Annotated in this window: 13 protein-coding genes; 3 read left to right on the forward strand and 10 right to left on the reverse strand. The window is 71.4% G+C overall.

Translation table 11 applies throughout. The features are described 5' to 3' along the window. The first annotated feature begins 293 nt into the window (after positions 1 to 293). Positions 294 to 878 (forward strand): dihydrofolate reductase family protein, encoded by a 585-nt coding sequence (locus tag C8E87_RS35190; RefSeq protein ID WP_203720824.1) that lies wholly within the window; start codon positions 294 to 296, stop codon positions 876 to 878. Between the two features lie 531 nt (positions 879 to 1,409). On the opposite strand, the gene C8E87_RS35195 is transcribed toward C8E87_RS35190, so the two are convergent. The 10 genes from C8E87_RS35195 to C8E87_RS35240 form a co-directional block, all read right to left on the reverse strand. After that, entirely contained in the window at positions 1,410 to 1,988 is a 579-nt protein-coding gene (locus C8E87_RS35195) for a GNAT family N-acetyltransferase (RefSeq protein ID WP_133877725.1), read from the reverse strand. A 120-nt stretch (positions 1,989 to 2,108) separates the two neighbouring features. After that, entirely contained in the window at positions 2,109 to 3,230 is a 1,122-nt protein-coding gene (locus C8E87_RS35200) for an epoxide hydrolase family protein (RefSeq protein ID WP_239080448.1), read from the reverse strand. Positions 3,231 to 3,299: 69 nt separating this feature from the next. Continuing rightward, entirely contained in the window at positions 3,300 to 4,961 is a 1,662-nt protein-coding gene (locus C8E87_RS35205; protein ID WP_133877727.1) for a hypothetical protein, read from the reverse strand. An 82-nt stretch (positions 4,962 to 5,043) separates the two neighbouring features. Further along, positions 5,044 to 6,303, reverse strand: a complete 1,260-nt coding sequence (locus C8E87_RS35210; RefSeq protein WP_133877728.1) for a sensor histidine kinase — start codon at positions 6,301 to 6,303, stop codon at positions 5,044 to 5,046. Next, a complete protein-coding gene (locus C8E87_RS35215) occupies positions 6,300 to 6,956 on the reverse strand; it encodes a response regulator transcription factor (protein ID WP_133877729.1) in 657 nt (218 codons plus the stop codon). Before C8E87_RS35215 ends, C8E87_RS35210 begins: the two co-directional genes overlap by 4 nt. A gap of 59 nt (positions 6,957 to 7,015) precedes the next feature. Continuing rightward, a complete protein-coding gene (locus C8E87_RS35220; RefSeq protein ID WP_133877730.1) occupies positions 7,016 to 8,266 on the reverse strand; it encodes a cation:proton antiporter in 1,251 nt (416 codons plus the stop codon). 16 nt (positions 8,267 to 8,282) lie between these two features. Further along, entirely contained in the window at positions 8,283 to 9,617 is a 1,335-nt protein-coding gene (locus tag C8E87_RS35225) for a cytochrome P450 (protein ID WP_133877731.1), read from the reverse strand. Beyond that, positions 9,614 to 10,651 carry an alpha-hydroxy acid oxidase gene (locus C8E87_RS35230; protein WP_133877732.1) on the reverse strand — a complete coding sequence of 346 codons (1,038 nt, stop codon included), beginning with the start codon at positions 10,649 to 10,651 and terminating at the stop codon, positions 9,614 to 9,616. The genes C8E87_RS35225 and C8E87_RS35230 overlap by 4 nt, the downstream gene beginning before the upstream one ends. Further along, a complete protein-coding gene (locus tag C8E87_RS35235) occupies positions 10,648 to 12,183 on the reverse strand; it encodes an NAD(P)-binding domain-containing protein (RefSeq protein WP_133877733.1) in 1,536 nt (511 codons plus the stop codon). Before C8E87_RS35235 ends, C8E87_RS35230 begins: the two co-directional genes overlap by 4 nt. A 10-nt stretch (positions 12,184 to 12,193) precedes the next feature. Beyond that, positions 12,194 to 13,690, reverse strand: coding sequence for an aromatic amino acid ammonia-lyase (locus C8E87_RS35240; RefSeq protein ID WP_133877734.1), 1,497 nt, complete (start codon positions 13,688 to 13,690; stop codon positions 12,194 to 12,196). Positions 13,691 to 13,752: 62 nt separating this feature from the next. Here C8E87_RS35240 and C8E87_RS35245 point away from each other — a divergent pair, with 62 nt between their 5' ends. Next, complete coding sequence (locus C8E87_RS35245) at positions 13,753 to 15,297, forward strand: NAD(P)-binding domain-containing protein (protein ID WP_133877735.1); 1,545 nt, start codon at positions 13,753 to 13,755, stop codon at positions 15,295 to 15,297. Positions 15,298 to 16,089: 792 nt separating this feature from the next. Then, a complete protein-coding gene (locus C8E87_RS35250; RefSeq protein WP_239080447.1) occupies positions 16,090 to 17,418 on the forward strand; it encodes a class I adenylate-forming enzyme family protein in 1,329 nt (442 codons plus the stop codon). The last annotated feature ends 55 nt before the right edge of the window (positions 17,419 to 17,473 follow it).

The raw sequence follows: 17,473 nt of genomic DNA on the forward strand, positions 1-17,473 counted from the left end.
ACACGCCGCCCTGCGCGGTCACCGTCGTGATGTCCGGCCCTGTGCGGCCCTGCCGACCGACCCTGTCCGGGTTGGGTTGGTGCTCCGTCCGTGTGGTGGTCGGCCTTTCGTCTGTCAAGCGCCGCGTGACCGGGGCCGCCGTCGTCCACGTCGCCTCCGGTTGGGTCTTGCGAGCCTGGCGGGCGGCGGAACAGTGGGGCGCACCGGCGGACTCGTCGGCTGCTATTGTGCGCATTACCGGTTGCAAAACGCAATCACTTGGGAGGCTCGCAGTGCCGGACACCACCTGTCACATGTCGATATCGCTGGACGGATTCGTCGCGGGGCCAGATCAGAGCCGCGAGCATCCACTCGGCCGGCGGGGGCTGGAGCTGCACGCCTGGCACATCGGCGATCCACGGGCCACCGACGCCGACAAGCTCGCGAGCGAATGGCTGCTGCGCCCGCGCGGCGCGTACGTGATGGGCCGCAACATGTTCGGCCCGATCCGCGGTGACTGGGACGAGGACTGGAAAGGCTGGTGGGGCGCCGAACCGCCGTACCACGCGCCGGTGTTCGTGCTGACCCATCACGCCCACGACCCGATCGAGATGGAAGGCGGCACAACTTTCCACTTCGTCACCGGGGGCTTCGACGCGGCCTACGCCGCTGCCCGCGAGGCGGCCGGGGACAAGGGCATCGACATCGCCGGCGGCGCCTCAACCGTCCGGCAGGCCCTGCTCGCCGGTGTGATCGACGAACTGACCCTGGACATCACGCCGGTCCTGCTCGGCTCGGGCGAACGCATCTTCGACGGCGTGGAGTCGTTCGGCTTCGAACCCGTAGAGGTCCTGCACTCGCCCCTGACCACCCACATCCGTTACCGCCGCACCGCCTGACCGGCGTCACCAGCCCGCAGACCGTTGTAGCCGGCACAGCCCGAGCGGCGCAGCGACCGGGTCGGATGCGAGTACTCACTTACGGGTGGAGCCGGAGTGGGTGGGACTCGTTCGTGGATGGTGGCGTTGGTCCCGCGGCGCCGGCAACGGGGGTCGCCGACGTCGTGAGCGCCGGCGGATGGCTGGCCGCTCGGGGCCACGGCTCCCGCTGGTGGGCGGGAGTGGGACGTCGTGCTCGCTGGTGGGCGGGAGTGGGACGTCGTGCTCGCTGGTGGGCGGGAGTGGGACGTCGTGCCTGCTGGTGGGCGGGAGTGGGACGTCGTGCCTGCTGGTGGGCGGGAGTGGGACGCCGTGCTCGCTGGTGGGCGGAGGGGGATGCCGTGCCTGCTGGTGGGCGGGGTGGCGGAGCTGCGCAGGCTGACTTGCGGGGGTGGGGTGTCGTGCCCGCTGGTGGGCTGGGGTGGGGGTGCCGTGCCGACTGACTTGCGGGATTGGGGGAGCCGCGCCGGCGGTTGGTGAGCTGTGCTCCGGCTACGCGTCGCCCCGGATTCGGGCGTGCAGGTGCATGTCGTGGCGGCCGTCGGAGTGGACGGCGTCGCTGCGCTTGGTGCCTTCGAGCTGGAAGCCGGCCTTCACGGCGACACGGCAGGATGCGTTGTTGCGGGTGGAGTGGCTGAGATGCAGGCGGTGGAAGCCCGCCTCGCCGAGGGCCCAGGCGCTGACCGCGATGAGAGCCCGGGGTGCCACGCCCGTTCCGCGGGCGGCGGGGAGAACCCAGTAGGCGCAGACGGCAGACCCCTCCCGCAGGTCGAACCGGCCGAGCGCCGTGCGGCCCAGCACTTCGCCGTTCTCGTGGGTCACGGCCCAGCTGGCGCCGCGCTCCTGTTGCCAGCCTTGGCGGTACTGCTCGAACCATTCGCGGACCTGGGCCTCGGACTCGGGGTGGCGGCCGTGCCAGTGCTGGATGGCCGGGTCCTGGTAGGCGGCGAAGAACACCGGCGCGTCACCGGCCTCCCACGGCCGCAGCACCAGGCCGCCGGGTCCGGCGATGGTGGGTTGGGGGCGCACGGCGAGGCTTCCGGGCGCGATGGTGGGCGGGACGGGTCGCATGCCCCATCTTGGACCACCACGGCCGGAGCTCGCGGCACGGACCTTGCGCCCCGGCGGGCTCGCGAGGCGCCCCCGGTTCGGTGGGGGGTGCGGTTGGGGGAGGTGACGAGGCGTACGGGATCAGGGGTTGCGGTAGGGGCGGAAGAACTCGCGCAGTTCGTGGGCGTAGGACTCGGGTTCCTCGAACGGGGCGAAGTGGCCGCCGCGGGGGGCCTCGGTGACGCGGACGGTGTTGGCGACGCGGTCGAGCCAGGCGCGGGGTGGCTGCAGCACGTCGCCGCGGTAGAGGGTGAAGCCGGAGGGGACCTCGACGCGCCGGGCGTGCTGGGCGGGGTCGATGGCGGCGTTGGCCCTGTACATGCGCATGGACGAGCCGATCGTGCCGGTCAGCCAGTAGATCGTCACGTTGGTGAGGATCTCGTCGCGGGTGAAGCTGCGGTCGAGGTCGCCGGCGCAGTCGCTCCAGGAGCGCATCTTTTCGACCATCCAGGCGGCCAGGCCGGCGGGGGAGTCGGTGAGGCCGACGGCCGCGGTTTGCGGCTTGGTGCGGTGGATCATCGCGTACGCGCCCTCGCGCGCGCCCCACTCGGCGGCTTCGCGCAGGTAAGCGGATTCCGAAGGGGTCAGCGTGGCCGGGTCGCCGGTGAAGACGGGCAGGCCGGCGTCGGTGCGGTGCACGGCGGTGACGCGGGCGGGGTGGTCGAGCGCCAGGTAACGGGCGACGTGGCTGCCCATGTCGCCGCCCGCGGCGCCGAAACGGCGGTGGCCCAGGTCGGTCATCAGGGCTGCCCACAGGTTGGCGACGTCGATCGAGTTCAGCGGCTGAGCGGGCCGTTCGGAATAGCCGAAGCCCGGCATGTCGGGCACGACCACGTCGAACGCGTCGGCCGGGTCGCCGCCGTGGGCGCCCGGGTCGGTGAGCAGCGGGATCACCTTGAGGTAGCGCCAGAACGAGTCGGGCCAGCCGTGGCAGAGAAGGAGCGGGAACGGCGCCGGGCCCCGGCCCCGGGCGTGGATCGCGTGGATGCCGTTGCGCCGCACGTGCGGGAACTCGTTGAGCGCGGCCTCCTGTTTGCGCCAGTCGAAACCGTCGGCCCAGTACTCGACCAGCTCGCGCAGATAGCCGACGTCGGCGCCGAGCTCCCAGCCGGCTTCCTCGGGCGTGTCGGGCCAGCGGGTGGCGCGCAGCCGGGCGCGCAGGTCGTCGAGTGCGGCTGGTTCAGCCGGGGGCAACGTCGGCATGCGCCCGACCATAGCCGCCCGAGGCGAGCCGTACCGCCCCGGCTCACTCCATCGATGGGTGTGTGTTTTTCAGGTTCTGCGAAGGGAGCGGGACAGGCCGGCGGCGATGGTTGTGGCCAGGATGACGCCGGCGATGATGAAGGCGTACGAGGCCCACTGGTGGGCGCCGCGCGGCACGAAAGCGGACTGCTGGCCGAAGTCGAGGATCGGCAGGAGCAGGTCGAGCGTGTAGATCAGGGCGTTGAACGGCGGCGCCTTGGCCGGCTCGGCGGCGGCGGGGGGACTGGCGCCGAAGACGACGGTGCCCAGCACGAGCAGGGCGGCGAAGATGACCGCGGCCCGTTGGGGCAGGTAACCGTAGCCGACCGTCGCGTCCTGCAGGTAACCCCACACCCGTGCGGCCCGGCTCGCGCGCCGGGTGTCGCGGCGTTGACGGGCCAGCAGCAGCACGCGGGCGGCGTCGGGCCGGCCCTGGGCGCGCAGCACGGTGGCCAGTTGCTCGTACGGCTGGCGGTGGTGCCCGCCGGGGTCGCGTGACAGCCAGTCGACGCGGCGGGCCGGGGTGGTCTGCGGGTCGAGGATGTCGTAGGTGAGCCCGTCCAGCAGGAGCACCGCCGGCCAGGTCGCCGGGTCGTCGCGCAGGACCCCCGTACGGGCGTAACGCAGGTCGATCGATCCGGGCGGCGCGGCGAACCGCAGCGTGATCTCGCCCGCCTGCACCCGCCAGCAGTGCAGTTCCTCAACGGCGGCGTCGTCGAAGCAGAGCCGGGTGCCGATCTGCGCCCCGGTCAGATGCACGCTGCCCTCGGCCCGGAAACCGTCGCAGCAGTTGAGCAGGCCGCCGGCGCGCAGCCCGTTGGCCGCCAGCGCCGCTCCGCCCGGGTTGGCCAGCGACGCGCCTTCGAGCCGGACGGGACCGCTGACCACGGCGTCCTCCATCCGGAAGGCGCCCCGCACCCGGAGCTTGTGCCGCCCGTCGAGCTCCCCCTCGATGCGGGCGGCGTCGAAGCGAAGAGCCACCCCGCCCGTACGCTCGAAGACGCCCTCGGCCAGGCTGAGCGTGCGGTGGATCTCGGTGCTCAGGGCCCGCACCTCGCCCGTGATCTCGGTGCCGTTGCCCAGGAACAACCCGCCGCTCAGGGTGGCCCGGTCGAGCCGGACGACCACGCGGCCCGGGTTGCGCAGCGTCGACCCGGTGAACGTGAGCGCGTCCCCGATGCGGGCGTGCCGCATCCGTACCTCACCGTCCACTGTGCAGCGGCGGGCGAAGAAGCCGCCCTCCACCACGACGCTGTCGGCCGAGATACCCGAACCCAGAGTGGCGTCGTCGAGCGTGATGTTGCCGGAACACCGGGTGTGGAAGAGGTTGAGCCGCCCCCGCAGGGTGGACCCGCGGGCCGAGATGTCGCCGTTCACGGTGGCGTTGGCCGCCCTCAAGCCGGGCAACGTGCAGCCGGTGAAGCTGACGAACCGTAGATGCGTCCAGCTCAGGTCGGGCGCGGTGTCGAAGTCGCAGTCCTCGAACCGCAGCGGCGCCGTGATCTCGGCAAACCCCAGGTCGAACGCGCCCTCGACCGTCGCGCCGGCGATGTGGACGGAACGTAGGTCACCCGCAGTCCGCAACGCCTCGGCAAGCTGTGGCCCGCGCAGCACCGGGTCTTCCCGTACGTCCACCCGGGTGCCCGCCCGTGCGGCTGCCACCACGGCCGTCTCGGCCTCGCTGAGCGTCATGTCGCATGATTCTGCCGACGCCGGTCGCGCCGTGGGGGGCAGGGTCAAGCTATGGGGCCGGAGCGGCCCTGCCGGCCCCCGCTCACCGCGACCGAGCGGGAGACGCCGGCGGCTCTGCTGCGGAAACTGGTGCCGCGGGCCGAGCCCGGTGACGCTTCAGGGTGACCGTGAACGTGGCGCCCTCGCCCGGGCGGCCCTCGGCCGCGATGGTGCCGCCGTGGCTGGTGACGACCTCGCGCACCAGGGCCAGACCCAGCCCGAACCGGCGGTCACCGGCGCCCGCGCCGCGGTGGAAGCGGTCGAACAGGCGGGAGGCGTCGGCGGGGTGGAAGCCGGGGCCGGTGTCCTCCACACGCACCTCGGCGTTGCGCTCGGTGCAGCGTACGGTGACCCCGATGGCGCCGCCCGGGGGAGTGTGCGTCAGCGCGTTGGCCAGCAGCTCGCTCACCACCCGGCGCAGGGCCGAGGGCACGCCGTCGACCTCCACGGGGTGCTCCGGTGTGCTCAGGGTGACGGTGACCGATCGCTCGGCGGCCCGGTCGGACTCGTGTGCCACCGCCGCCTCGGCCAGCGCCGTCAGGTCGACCGGAGCGGTGGGCGGGCGGTCGTCGGGGGAACCGGCCAGCCGGGCCGAGAGCAGCAGCTCCTCGACGATCTCGCCCAGGCGGCGGGTGGTGCCGACCAGCCGTTCCAGGTCGCGGCGGTCGGAGCTGCGGGCGCGGCGGGCGAGCAGCTGGGCGCGGGTGTGCACCTGGGCGATGGGGGTGCGCAGCTCGTGGCTGGCGTCGGCCACGAACCGGCGCTGCCGGGCGAGCGCCTCGACCAGCGGAGCCACCGAGCGGTGCGCGACGACGAGCCCGGTGGCCAGCGCGGCCAGCACGCCGATCGTGGCGGCCAGCGCGAACGCCCACAGCAGGTGCCGCCGGTCGGCCAGCTGGTAGCGCGCGTCGAACACGGCCTGGACGACGCCGGTGTCGGTGGCCTGGGTGCGTACGTGATAGACGGTGCCGTCCCGGGGAACGGTCACGATCTCGCGGTCGCCACCGGCAGCGACCCGATAGATGGCGTCGCGCAAGGGGAAACCGGCCGGGGGCTGTGCCGGGCCGGCGGTGATGCGGCCCTGCTCGAGCACGATGATCCAGGTGCAGCCGACCGGCCCGGTGACGCTGCCGTTCTCGGCGCCCCACGCCAGTTCCCGCTGGATCTGGCGTTCCTGGCCGGCCACCAGCGTCGTGTACGCCACCGCCCCGACCAACGCCAGCAGCAGCCCGACGGCCGTGCCGACCAGCAGGCTCATCCGGATCCGGGCGCGGCGTATGATCGCGCGTTCGGGCTCGGTCACAGCGTGCCCAGCCGGTAACCCAGGCCGTGCACCGTACGCACGACGCCGCGGCCCAGTTTGCGCCGCAGGTAATAGACGTACGTGTCCACGATGGACGCGGCCGGCGCCTCGTCGAACACGCCCGCCCGCAGCTGATCGCGGGAGTGCACCGTGGACGGCCGTGCGGCCAGCACACGCAGCAGTTCGAACTCGCGCGAGGACAACGCCACCCGGCCGCCGTCGGCCAGCACGACGTCGCGCATCGCCAGGTCGAGAAGCCCGTCACCGACGCGCAGCACCTCGGCCGTGTCCGGCGTGCGCCGGCACAGGGCGCGCAGCCGGGCGCTCAGCTCGTCCAGGTCGAACGGTTTGGCCAGGTAGTCGTCGGCGCCGACGTCGAGGCCCGCGATCCGGTCGGCCACGGTGCCGAGCGCGGTGAGCATCAGGGCGCGAGCGGGCACGGCACGGGAGCGGAGCCGCGCGAGCAGGTCCAGCCCGTCCAGCGCGGGCAGCAGACGGTCGATCACCATCACGTCGTACGGCCTGGTCAGCCCGAGGTGCAGGCCGCGTTGCCCGTCGGGGGCCCGATCGACCGCGTAACCCTCGTCGCGTAACGCGTCGGTCAGCAGTTCGCTCAGCTCGGTGTCGTCCTCGACGAGCAGAAGGCGGCGCATCCATCGACAGTCGCATATGTCTTGGTGCTTGCAAAGGCGAAAGTTGAGTTCACAACCTCTCAATTGACTGCGAGCTTCTCCCGTACGGGCTCCGCCCGGCGCTCGCGGCGTTCGATGAAGCTCAGCAGCGGCGTCGTCATGATGGTGGTGACCAGCGCGACCAGCACCAGGACGGTGAACAGCGAGGAGTTCACCACCCCGGCCTCGAGACCGACGTTGAGCGCGATGAGCTGCATCAGCCCGCGGGCGTTCATTAGCGCGCCCACACGCAGCGACACGCCGTTCGTCTCGCCCCGCAGCCGGGCCGCGCCCCAGCACGCGCCGAACTTGCCGACGATGGCCGCCGTCACGCACACCACCGCGAACAGCAGCACCGCCGGGTCGCTGAGCAGGCCGAACTCCGTACGCAGGCCCGAGAACGTGAAGAACAGCGGCAGGAAGACGGCCGTGGCGACGGGCGAGAGCGTTTCGACGACCCTGTCGGTGCGCTCGTGCCGCGGCATGACGACCCCGACCGCGAACGCGCCGAACACGGCGTACAGGCCGATCTCGTCGGTGTACCAGGCGACCAGGAACAGCAGCGCCACCGTGCCGAGCAGCCGGCCGCGTTCGGCGATCCGGTCGCTGGACATCAGCGCCCGCGCCACCCGGGGGCCGGCCAGCCACATCACCAGGCCGAAGATGACCGCGCCACCCGCGGTGACCAGCGCCGGGCCCGACTCGCCGGAGGCGAACGCCAGCACCACGGCCAGCATGATCCAGGCGACCAGGTCGTCCATCGCGCCGGACGCCAGCGACAACGACCCGTGCCGGGTGCCGGCCTGCCCGCGCTCGGTGATGATGCGGGCCAGCATGGGGAACGCGGTGATGGCCAGCGCCACGCCGACGAAGGCCGCGGTCACCCCGGTCGACACGCCCTCCTTGCGGACCGGCCCACCGGCCACGAGGACGAGCAGCACCCCGAGTATCAGCGGCGCCGTGATGCCCGCGAGCGAGACGGCACCCGCCGTTCCGGCCAGCCGCGGCGTGCGATGGCTCTTGAAGGCGTACCCGGCCTGGAACATGAACAGGACCAGCCCGACCTGGCCCACCACATAGAGCACCGGGTACAGGGCGGGGGGAAAGAGCGATCCCTGTACGCCGGGGAGCAGCAGACCGAGCAGCGAAGGCCCGAGCAGCACGCCGGCGAGCATCTCGCTCACCACCGGCGGCTGGCCCACCTTGCCGAGCAGCCAGGCGATGAGCTTGCAGAACAGCAGAATCACCGCGACGGCGATGAAGAACCGCGGCGCCAACTCGGTCGGGGTCACTGCCGTGCCTCCTCGGTCATTGATGGACCTGGTCGAAATACGTGGCGCAGAGCCGCTGACGACGGGCGTCGAACACCATCCACGTGCCGAAGCCGAGCTGCAGCACCGAACGTCCGGCGTTCTCCCACCGATCCCGTACGCGCATCCACTGCCGCCGCGACGAGCCGGGCTCGCGCCGTCCGGCCGGGGTCAGGTAGGCCGGTCCCCGGCTCGGCAGCGAACGGGTGTGCGCGGCGGTCGAGGTCACGGCGAAGCGGCGCAACACTTCCCGGGTCGCGGCGCGCAGCATCACCGGGGCGACCCCGCGCGCCGGACAGGCCCGGTTCGCCGTTATCCCGTACGGGATGAAGTGGGCCTCTTTGCGTCGCAGCGTGAGCCATCGGCCGGGGCGGAACTCGTCGTCGCCGGCCGGCCCGGTGCGCTGGAAGGCGAGGTAGTTGAAGAGCAGAACCGACCCGGTGGGAACGGTGACGCCGCTGTCCAGCTCGATCGGCGCGGACGTGATCCGGTGCGCGATGCCGAACAGCGGATGCACCCGCAGGGTCTCGTCGATGAGCCGGTCGAGCGCGTCGTCGTCGTCCGGGTCGGCGGTGGTGCTCGCCGCGCACAGCAGGATGTGCGCCATCGCCTCGGACATCTGCACGACGGCGGTGTTGAAGAAGGCGCCCTGCAGATACCAGGTCGTCTCCTCGGCGGTGAACGGCTCGGGCAGCACGACCGGGCAGGCGCCGTCGTCCACCCGCGCCCGCAGATGCCGGGTGAGCCTGGCGCGCCGCCACATCCTGCGGGGCCGGGTGCCCTTGAGCGCGGTGACGACGTCGTCCGCGTTGGCCACGATCAGGTCGCGGACACGCCGGTCGCACGGTTCCTGGAAGACGAGCTCGTGGTAGACCTCGGCCCAGACGGGCATCATGAGATCCCGTACGCGGGTGAAACTCGTACGGTCGAGGGGCAGCTCGTCGAGGACACGCCGGGTGGCCGCGGTGGCCAGCTCGTCCGACCGGCTGTGCGGGACAGCGAGGACCTGGCGGGTCGTGCGGGCCACGGCGCGGTACCGGTCCCCGGGTTCGAGGTGTTCCTGGTGCATCTGTGGGCCGGGCGCGAGCCAGTACCAGAACAGGTCCGACAGCCCGGCGCCCCTGCTGCGCCCGTCGGCGGCTGGGTTGCTGTAGACGCGCTCGAAGTCCTCCGCCCCGATCAGCGGACCCGGCACGGGGATGCCTTCCGTTCCGTTGACCCGCCGGAAAATGTGCTCGCGCAGCCGGATCACGGCCGGTGGCAGCCATCCCGGCAGGGTCCACAGCCCGGCGCCCAGGAGCACAATGACCGCCACGGCCGTCGGCGCGTTCACGCGACCTGGTCCGCGCTCAGGTCGGCCGGGCGGCGGGCTCCGGCCAGGGCCAGGGTGTGGTCCAGCTCGTCGCGCAGGGTCTCCAGCACATCCCGTACGCCGCCGGGGCCGCCGGCCGCAAGACCCCAGATGACGGGGCGGCCGACCAGCACGGCCGTGGCGCCCAGGGCCAGCGCGACCACGACGTCGGCGCCCCGCCGGACCCCGCCGTCGAGCAGCACCGGGATCCGGTTGTCCACAGCCCGGACCACGGCGGGCAGCGCGTCCACAGTCGCGAGCGCGCCGTCAAGCTGGCGTCCGCCGTGGTTCGACACGATCAGCCCGTCCACACCGTGCTCGACGGCGAGCCGCGCGTCCTGTGGATGGAGGATTCCCTTGAGCAGGATCGGCAGCCCGGTGGACGCCCGCAGCCGGTCGATGTGCTCCCAGCTGAGGGCGGGATCCATGGCGATGTCCCGGAGGCGGCCGTCCGCGTCGCGCATGTTCTCGCAGGCGAACCCGGCGGGCAGGTCGCGGAAGCCGTGGCGGCGGTCGCGTTCGCGGCGGCCGAGGACCGGCGAGTCGACCGTCACGACGAGCGCCCGGCAACCGGCTGCCCCGGCGCGCTTGACGACATGGCGCTGGAAGTCCTCGTCGGGCTGTGGATAGACCTGCATCCACAGGTGTGCGCCGGTTGCGGCCACGTCCTCCACCGGCTGGGTGGCCGCCATGCTCAGCACCATGATTGTTCCGGCCGCGGCGGCTGCCCGGGCCGTGCCGACCTCCCCGGCGGGGTGGGCGAGCCGGTGGAAAGCGGTCGGCGCGATGAGCACGGGCATGGTCAGGTCGGTGCCGAACAGGGTGGTCCGCAGGTCGCGGGCGCCCGCGCCGCGCAGCACCCGTGGCACGATCCACCGCTGCGCGAACGCCTCCTCGTTGCGCCGCAGCGTGCGTTCCTCCCCGGCGCCGCCGGCGAAGAAATCCCGGTGGACCGGGTTCAGAGCGACCCGGCCCGGCAGGTCCGCGCGGTTCGCGGCGCCGTCCGGCTCGGTCATCGGCCCAGGCATCGCGCGATGAAGGCGGCCAGCGGCGCCACGTGCACGTCCGGCCGGTCCCATCGGTTCTCGAGGTTCTCGGCCAGGTGGTGGGTGGCCCGGACCTGGCCGTCGGCGTGGAAGCGGACCACCGGGTGCAGGTAGGCGGCGTCGTGGGCCTGACCGGGGGAGTCCTGGGCGATGCGGCTCACCGTGATGTCGAACGGGTCCACCTGGTCGTGCTGCGGCCCGTACTCGAGCGTGACGACGAAGGCGGGACCCTGTCCCACGCCGCCCTCGGTGAAGTAGTCGACGGGCACCTCCCGCAGGTACTCGCCGTCGGCCTTGACGACGTCGGCGAGGAAGCCGAACTGCTGCCACAGGGCCGAGGTGCGGTTGACCCGGGCGACGATCGCGTCCGTAAGTGCCTCGGGCGTGTTGTCCACCGGCGCCGATGGCCACGGCCTGCCGCCGTACCGCTGATCGAGGATCCTGTGGAGGGCTCGTACGCTGTACCGGAACCCGTGGATGAACCCGCTGGTGGACTTCTTGAAGTCGCGTTGCTGGGTGAGCGTGCCGGCGAAATACAGTCCGGGCACGTTCACCGACTCCCACGCCGAGGTCTGCGCGGGGAAGCGGTCGTTGATGGCCAGCGACGGGCGGGCGCTGTCGTCGAAGACGGACGCGTCGAACCCGAACCCGGTGCAGACCAGCACCCGGTCGTACCGGAGCTCCTTGACCACCTCGTCGGCTCGGGCGAAGGCGAACGTTACCTTCAGCTCGTCACCGTCCCTCTCGATGCCACGCACGGTGCCGTCGAGGATCGCGTTGGCCGACTTCAGCTGGTACGTGTCGAGGAAGTTGTTGTTGACCGCCCGCAGGTGCCCGACGTAGTGCGTGCGCCACGCCAGCTTGATCGAGTGCGGCCCCGCCACGTGGATCAGCGAGGTCGTCTCGATCAGGTTGTCGGCGGTCTCGAACGCCGAGTTGCCCTTGCCGATGATGAGCACCCGCTGGTCGAGGAAGTCGTGCGGGTCCACCGGCATCTCGTCGTAGCCCTCGGCCAGCTCCAGGCCGGGAATGTCGGGCCGGTGCTGCCGGGACATGCCGGTTGCCACGATCACCCGCTTGGCCCGGTACGTCTCGTCGCCCGCGCGGACCGCGAACTCGTCGCCCGTACGGGAAATGGTCGTGACCCGCGTGTTGTAGCGGACGTTCACGCCGGTCTTGACGGCGAAGTCGGCCAGGTACCGAACCATCACGCTCGCGTCGGGGAAGTAGCGGCCGGTGTAACCGGTGAACAGCAGGGCCGGGTCGTCGGTGAGCAGCGAGTTCCAGTCGTTGCGCAGGTTGAGCTCGGGATCGTCCGTGCCCGTGTGCGTCTTGTTGATCGAGATGAGCGTGCGGTGGCGGGGGTACGTCCGGAAGAACGTCCCGGGCCCGTCGCCCGCCTCCAGCACCAGGTAGTCGGGTCGGTCGCCGGCGTCCTCGAGCAGGGCGGCCAGCTGCAGGCCGGCCGGTCCCGCCCCGATGATCAGGTAGTCGAGCGTCACGGACCGGACGCTACGAACCGGAAATCAGAGAAATTTCAATATCCTCGACGGTCCGGGCGCAGATGTGCACATCGGCCTCGAGCGGACGGTCCGGATCGATCGGCGGCACGGCCTGTTCGAGCGCGGCGAGCAGCGTCTCGCATCCGTGCGACGACGGCCGCCGGGCGCCGACGTGTGCGGCCTGGCGCAGCCCGAGCGCGAGCGACCCGCACAGCAGCCGCAGCAGCCCGGCCTGGTCGAGGGCGCGCAGGGCGGCCTGGGTGCCGAACGGGACGACGTCCTGGTTGTGCAGGTTGGTGGGCAGGCTCTGCATGCTCGCGGGCGTCGCGTCCCGGCGGATCTCGGCGATCAGCGCCGTCGACGCCAGCTGAACCCCCTGCAACCCGTGCTGCCGGCCGGGACCCGCCGCGAGCATGGGCGGCAGCCCGCCGTTGCGGTGCGGGTCGACGAGCAGGTCCAGTTGCCGCTCGACCAGATTGCCCACCTGGGCTTCCACGATGGTGAGCAGGTCCGCCGCGAACGACGCGGGCTGCCCGAAGAAGTTGCCCCCGTGCACCACCGCGTCGTCGTCGGGGAAGAGCAGCGGGTTGTCGCTGACACCGCCCAGATCGGCCTCGACGACGTTGTCCACATAGCGCAAGGCGTCCTCGGCCGCGCCGAGCAACTGTGGAGAACATCTGATGCTGTACGGCTCCTGCAGCGGCCGCTCACCCGACGGGACACAGCCGTCGAGCGTGGCACGCATGCTCGCGGCCACCGCCGACACGCCCGGGTGGTGGAAGCGGCCGATCAGCCGTGGGTCGAGGAACTGCGGGTCGCAGCCCAGCTGGTCGGCGAGCAGGCAGGTCAGCAACTGGGCCGAGCGGTGCGAGCGGCGGACGCCGGCCTGCGCGAGCGCGAGCGCGGCGGTGGTCAGCGACGTGCCGTTGACCAGGGCGAGCGCGTCCCGTCCGTCCAAGGTCAAAGGCTTGATTCCCGTACGGCGTAAAGCCTCCGCCGCTTCCAGGCGTTCGCCGTCCACGTACGCGTGTCCCCGGCCGCGCAACGCCTGGGCGGCCGCGCCGAGCGGAATCAGGTCACCGCTGGCCCCGACCGACCCGAACCGCGGCACCGCCGGGGTGAACGTGGTGGCCAGCATCGCCGTGAGCGCGTCCACGACATGCGGCGACGCGCCCGACACGCCCTGGGCGAGCGACCACGCGCGGACGAGCAGGGCCGCCCGGACGAGAGCGGGATCCAGGTCGGGGCCCTGACCGGCGCCGAGGTGGGCGAGGGTGTTGTCGGCCTGATCCCGCTGGTCGGTGCGGCCCGCGTAGCCGACCAGCGCGCCGAAGCCGGTGGTGGCGCCGTACACGGCCCGGTCGTCGCCGAGCGCCTTGTCCAGGAAAACGCGGGCGGCAGCCATCCGTTCGCGGACGGCGGGACCGGTCGTGACCGTGATGGGTTCCCGGGCGGCCAGCAGGTCGGACGGCCTCAGCGGACCGCCCAGGTCTACCTGAATCGTCATGGGCCGGACGCTAGAGCCGAATTCTCAGAAGCCTCTGAAATCGCCCGGCTAGGTTCCGGCGCATGATGCACGAGTACCTGATCATCGGAGCCGGACCGGCCGGGCTGCAGCTCGCCGCCCTGCTGGAACGCGACGGTCACGACTACCTCGTACTGGAGGCGGGCGAGAGACCCGGGACGTTCTTCCGGACGTACCCGAGGCACCGTACGCTCATCTCGATCAACAAGGTGTGGACGGGGTCGGAGGATCCCGAGTTCAACCTGCGCGCCGACTGGAACTCGCTGCTCACCGACGACCCGGCGCTGCTGTTCAAGAACTACAGCACACGGTACTTCCCGGCCGCCGACGACCTGGTCCGATACCTGGGCGACTTCGCGCGCGGGCTGCGGGTCAGCTACGACACGCCGGTCACGTCCATTGCCCGTACGGGCGACGAGTTCGTGGTGACCGCGGGCGGCCAGACCTTCACGGCGCTGCGGGTGATCGTGGCGACGGGCGTGTCGCGGCTGTACGTGCCGCCGATCCCGGGCGCTTCGCTGGCCGAACGGTACGACACCGTCAATGTTGACCCTGTTGATTTCGTCAATCAACGTGTACTCATCATCGGCAAGGGCAACTCGGGCTTCGAGACGGCCGACGCGCTGATCGAGACCGCGGCGGTCATCCACGTGGCCGGGCCGCACTCGATCCGGCTGGCCTGGCAGACCCACTACGTCGGGCATCTGCGCGCCGTCAACAACAACTTCCTCGACACGTACCAGCTGAAGTCGCAGAACGCCGTGCTGGACGGGACCGTCGAACGGATCTCGCGGCGTGCCGAGGGCGGCTACCGGGTCGACTTCCGCTATGCCCGCACGGTCGAGTCGATCCGGGTGCTCGAATACGACCGGGTCATCCTGTGCACGGGCTTCGCCTTCGACGCCACACCGTTCGAGGCGTCGGCGCGCCCGGAACTGGTCATCAACGACCGCTTCCCGTCGCAGACCCCGGCGTACGAGTCGGTGAACGTGCCCGGGTTGTACTTCGCCGGGACGCTCACCCAGCAGCGCGACTTCAAGAAGTCGACGAGCGGGTTCATCCACGGTTTCCGGTACGGGGTGCGCGCCCTCCACAGGATCCTCGGCGCCCGCCACCACAACCGGCCGTGGCCGTCGGCGCCTGTGGACAACACGCCCGAGGCCATCACCGGAGCGGTCATCGCACGGATCAACCGCACGTCGGCGCTGTGGCAGCAGTTCGCCGTCCTCGGCGACGTGGTGACGGTCCGGGGTGGGGCGGCCTCCTACTTGGAGGAGGTGCCGGTCGCGTACTTCAAGTCGGGGGAGCTGGGCGCCTACGACACGGCGTTCGTGGTGACGCTCGAATACGGGCCGGGACACGACCAGGTGGACCCGTTCGACATCACCGTGCCGCGGATAGCCGAGAACGATGCCGCGGCCGCCGCCGACGCCTCGTACCTGCACCCGGTGGTGCGCGCCTACCGGGCCGGCGAGGTGGTGGCGACCCACCATCTTGCCGAGAACCTGGAGAACCACTGGAACCTGCCGAACGTGCACATCGAGCCGCTGGCCGTCTTCATCAAGGGCGTCCTGGCCGACATCCGGTGACAAACGGACCGGAGGTTTTGTGCTCGTCGCTCGTCGCTCGTCGCTCGGAGCTCGGAGCTCGGAGCTCGGACGTGATGGTTGTCCGGCTGGTCCGCTGTCCACAGGTTGGTCGTTGGGGTGGGATGCCCGTGGCTGGGCCCGGGCGCTGCCGTTCCGTTGTCCACAGGTTGGCTGGGGGATGTCTGCGGTCGTTCACTGGTGGGCTGTCGTGTTGGGGCTGGGTGGTCGGCGGCGGGTGTTTCGTAGTGGGGGCCGGCGGCGGCGGTATTCGGGGCGTCAGCCGCAGTGGTGTCCGCAGGTTGGTTGTGGGGTGGTGGGATGTCTGCGGTCGTTCACCGGTGGGCTGTCTTGTTGGGGCTGGGCGGTCGGCAGCGGGTGTTTCGTAGCGGGGGCGGCGGCAGCGGTATTCGGGGCGTCAGCCGCAGTGGTGTCCGCAGGTTGGTTGTGGGGTGGTGGGATGTCTGCGGTCGTTCACTGGTGGGCTGTCTTGTTGGGGCTGGGTGGTCGGCGGCGGGTGCTTCATAGCGGGGGCCGGTGGCAGCGGTATTTCGGGGCGTAAGCCGCAGCGGTTTCCGCAGGTTGGCTGAGCGGGCGGGGTGTCTGCGGTCGTCCACCGATCGGCCGTCGCGTAAAGGCTGGGCGGTGGGCTGCCTGGTTGTCCACAGGCCGGATGTTGGCGAGGTGGGATGCCCGCGGTAGGGGTGGGTGGTGGGCCCGTTCCGTTGTCCACGGGGATGCGGGCGTGAGGTGAAGGTGGGTGTGAACGAGGTGTGGCCGCAAGGAGTTCTCGATGTGCTGAGGGCTGCCGGCTCGCGGATCGTGTTCGAGGACGGGGAACGGTTCGTCTCGGGCGACGAGATGCTGTCGATGATCTGGCGGGTGGCCGGTGGGCTGCGCTCGGACGGGGTTGTGGCCGGGGACGGGGTGGTGCTGCGGCTGGGCGTCAACCCGGAGGCGCTCGCCGCGATCATGGGTGCCTTCGTGGTGGGGGCTCGGGTCTCCGGCGTACGGGATCAAGTGTTGCCGGACGATGCGGGATCAATGTTGATTGACGACGAGCGCGTCAACATGTGGATGAAGGGCCCGGACAATCCACAGGAGCCGGCGGGGCGGCCCCGGGACATCGCCCGGGTGCTGTGGACGAGCGGCAGCACCGGCGCCCCCAAGGGTTGCTGCCAGACGTACGCCTCGATGAGCGCCGCCTGGGCCGCGCACCCGGATCGGTGGCCGCCCGCGGTCCGTTCGCTTGCGACCCGGCTGCAGCGCTATCTCGTCTTCGGCTCGCTGAGCAGCCAGGTCATGCTCGAGTACGGCGTGCTCACGCTGGCCGCGGGCGGGACGATGGTCGCGGCGCGGCCACCCGGCTTCCCGGACGCGATCGTGCGGCATCGGGCCACCGCCGGCGTGATCACGGTGGGCAAGCTGAACCAGCTCGTCCGCGACCAGCGTGCGAAGCCGGTCGACCTCGGCAGTCTGCGGGCGTTGCTGGTCTCCGGTTCGCCGTTGCCGCCCGGACGCCTGCGGGAAGCGCTGGACGTGCTCGGGCCGGTGGTGTTCCACGGATACGGGCAGACCGAGACCGGCATGATCGCCATGCTGACCCCCGACGAGATGACCCCGTCCGCGTTGGACTCGGTCGGCCGGCCCCCGGTCCACATCGACGTACGCGACGGCGAGATCTATGTGCGCACCCCCGCCCAGGCGTCGTCGTACTGGAACGACCCCGAGGAAACCGCCGCAGTCTTCGTGAACGGCTGGGTCCGGACCCGCGACCTCGGCGCCCTCGGCAACGACGGCCTGCTCCGCCTGACCGGCCGAGCCCGCGACGTCATCATCGTCCACGCCGAGCTCGTCTACGCCGGCGCAGTCGAACGTGTCCTCGTCATCGATCCCACAGTCGCCGAGGCGTACGTGATCGGCCGCCCCGACGACACAACAGGCGAATCGGTACACGCCTACGTCGTCCCCACCCCAGGCTCGACCCCGGACGTCCCAGCCCTGACCCACCTGGTAGCCAAAACCCTGGGCGACCCCGCCGCGCCCAGCAGCGTCACAGTGATCGACCACGTGCCCCTGGCCCCGAGCGGCAAGCCCGACAAACAGGCACTGGCAGGCGAGTAGCCCATACCCGGACGCCCGCCGCTTGGTCCGCCACGAACCCAGGACCAGCGGCGGG

This window comes from Paractinoplanes brasiliensis (assembly GCF_004362215.1).
GTDB lineage: Bacteria > Actinomycetota > Actinomycetes > Mycobacteriales > Micromonosporaceae > Actinoplanes > Actinoplanes brasiliensis.